The organism is Chitinophaga sp. (genome assembly GCF_035564935.1).
Taxonomy (GTDB): Bacteria; Bacteroidota; Bacteroidia; order Chitinophagales; family Chitinophagaceae; genus Chitinophaga.
The window spans coordinates 1-2,737 of record NZ_DATMTE010000282.1 but is presented as its reverse complement, the minus strand read 5'-3'; the positions used below and the strand labels follow the sequence as shown (position 1 = coordinate 2,737).

Sequence of the window (2,737 nt, the reverse complement as noted above, 5' to 3'; positions counted from 1 at the left end):
GCAGCCAGTTATTATTAGGTGGCAGCTTCAGTTTACCCCGGTCGGAGTTTAAAGACACCACCGCTATTAATGCTACTGTAAACGTGCGTTATTACCTGGGTACCGCCAGCTTCAGGGGATTTGCAGAAACGCAGTTTAAGTACCAGAACTACGAAGGCTTTGAAAAATCCCTGCTGTTTAATTTTGGCACCGAGTTCCGGATTGCCAGAAGTGTTTGGATTGTGGCGGAAGCGGGTATTGATAATTACCTGAAAGAGAAAGACCCTTTCAGTGCATTTATAGCCAGTATTAATTTGAGGTATGGATTTAACCAGGTAATGAAGTAGTGGTAACGGATCGTTTATTCCTCTTCACTAATAAAAAACATACATACAAAAACACCACCCATACCGGGATCAGCTCCACCGGAAGTTTCATGCCGGTAATCCACATCAGCACCAGTATGCCCACCAGGAACACCAGGCAAATGTAATTGGATACCGGATATATAAAAGAAGGAAACTTTGTACGGATGTTATCCGCTCTTTTGCTTTTTTTGAATTTCAGGTGCACAACGGTGATCATCAGCCAGTTGATGATGAGCGTTGATACCACCAGCGACATTAAGATCTCCAGCGCCTTTTCAGGGATCACTTTATTTACCACAATGCAGATAGCCGCAAACAATCCTGATACCAATATGGCTTTTACCGGCACATGATTTTTATTCAGGTGAGATAAAAAAGCGGGTGCATTGCCTTGTTTCGACAATCCGTATAACATCCTGCTGTTGCTGTATACGCAACTATTGTACACAGAAAGCGCTGCTGTGAGAACGATCAGGTTCAACACATTTGCGATAAGGCTTGTGAAATAAATGGTTTTACCAAAGAGAGGGAACTGAAATCCTTTTAAGCTCTCAAATACCATTACAAACGGGCTGCTGTCTGTGGTGATGCTTTTCCAGGGCGACAGTGAAAACAGGATGATAAGGGCGCCCACATAAAAGATCAGTATCCGGTAAATAACCTGGTTGGTAGCTTTAGGTATGGTTTTCTCCGGCCGGTCGGCTTCTGCGGCAGTGATGCCAATCAGTTCCAGTCCGCCGAAGGAGAACATGATGAGCGCAATGGCGGCGAATAATCCCTGGAAGCCACCTTTGCCATCTGCGGCCAACAACCCCCTGGGGAAAAAGCCGCCATCGTTCCAGAGGTTTTGTATACTTGCCTGCGTGCCTCCGCTGCCGCTGATCAGCAGGTAAATACCAAAAACGATCATCGCTATTATAGCCACCACTTTTATAATCGAAAACCAGAACTCCGCTTCTCCATACACTTTAACAGAGCTGAGGTTTAACGCATTAATGGCAACGAAAAAGAAAAGGCTGGAACACCATAAAGGGATCTCCGGCCACCAGAAATGCACATATACACCTATCGCAGTCAGTTCAGACATGCTCACCAGGATATAAAGTATCCAGTAATTCCATCCGGAAGAAAACCCGGCAAAGGAGCCCCAGTATTTGTAGGCAAAGTGGCTGAAGCTACCGGACACGGGTTCTTCCACCACCATTTCGCCCAGTTGGCGCATGATAAAGAACGCGATGATACCGGCCAATGCGTAGCCTAAAATTACAGAGGGACCTGCCAGTACTGCAGCAGGGCCTATGCCCAGGAATAAGCCGGTGCCAATGGCGCCGCCGAGGGCAATTAACTGGATATGCCTGTTCTGGAGGCCTCTTTTAAGGCTTTTTTCTTCGTTTTTCTGGTTTGTAGTGTTCAAGGTTGTTGCGGTGGATAAGGCTGCAATTTGAGGTAATTTTGGCAGAAAAAGGAGTACGGGGGTAAATTTTCCGGTTGGGCGGGGTGGGGATACTTTATGGTTACTTCAGGGTTGCTTAGGACTCGTCTATGTGTAGTACTTCCCATACAGTTATCATACACTCCCCATACACTCCCCATACACTCCCCATACACTCCCCATACACTCCCCATACACTCCCCATACACTGTGCATACACTCCCCATACACTGTGCATACACTTAGCCCCCTGTTGACCCGTCCTGCATACACTTAGCCCCTGTTGACCCGTCCTAAAATAGCTATAATCCTGAAATTGTTTTACAGTCTGTCATGTAAATCCTGATTTTACTTTACACTGTCATATGGCAGAGCTGGTTGTTTGATGCTTTTTATAATTCTTCCATCTTTTTTTTAAGCTGCCAGTTTGGTTATGTGCCTGTATCTTATTCTAACATAGCTATACAGATCCATTTGTCGCGAGGAATATTTCTAAATCTATTAATCTATTGAAACCAATGGATAATAGTAATACGAAGCAACAATGTTGATCAGAATGGAAATAATCAGAATGCAGGTAAAACAATTCTGGGACAATAAAATCAACTGAAGGTGATGCTAAGCCATTAATTAGAAGTACAACGACTAATAAAACGAGTGATGAAGTAAATTTGAATACAGGAGTATTGGGAGAGAAAATCGCGCTTACACATACTACAGGGATTGTTTCCGGCAAAGAAGGGTATTATCATGACTGATGTCTCCTCAAATAATGCAGGATTGGAAAGTGCCGCTATTACAGCATTGGGTACTGTAACATTAAGGGCAGATTTTGATCTTTCGATTTCTGCTGGAGTTGGGGCAATAGGATTAGACGTATGCTTGACAGTTGGCCTTGGAATCGGCCTTGGTCAATTTGGTGCGGGAGCAAGTCATACTAATCAGAACAATGTTATAA

The 2,737-nt window shown here is 44.3% G+C and carries 3 protein-coding genes; 2 read left to right on the top strand and 1 reads right to left on the bottom strand.

Features of this window, described 5'->3' with window-relative positions:
- Positions 1–326: hypothetical protein (locus VN105_RS07580; RefSeq protein ID WP_325639496.1), on the top strand; the 326-nt coding region annotated here is incomplete at its 5' end.
- On the opposite strand, the gene VN105_RS07575 is transcribed toward VN105_RS07580, so the two are convergent.
- Entirely contained in the window at positions 307–1,761 is a 1,455-nt protein-coding gene (locus tag VN105_RS07575; RefSeq protein ID WP_325639494.1) for an amino acid permease, read from the bottom strand. The genes VN105_RS07580 and VN105_RS07575 overlap by 20 nt on opposite strands.
- Before the next feature lie 768 nt (positions 1,762–2,529).
- On the opposite strand from VN105_RS07575, the gene VN105_RS07570 reads away from it, so the two are divergent.
- The coding region (locus VN105_RS07570) for a hypothetical protein (protein WP_325639493.1) at positions 2,530–2,737 on the top strand (208 nt) is incomplete at its 3' end.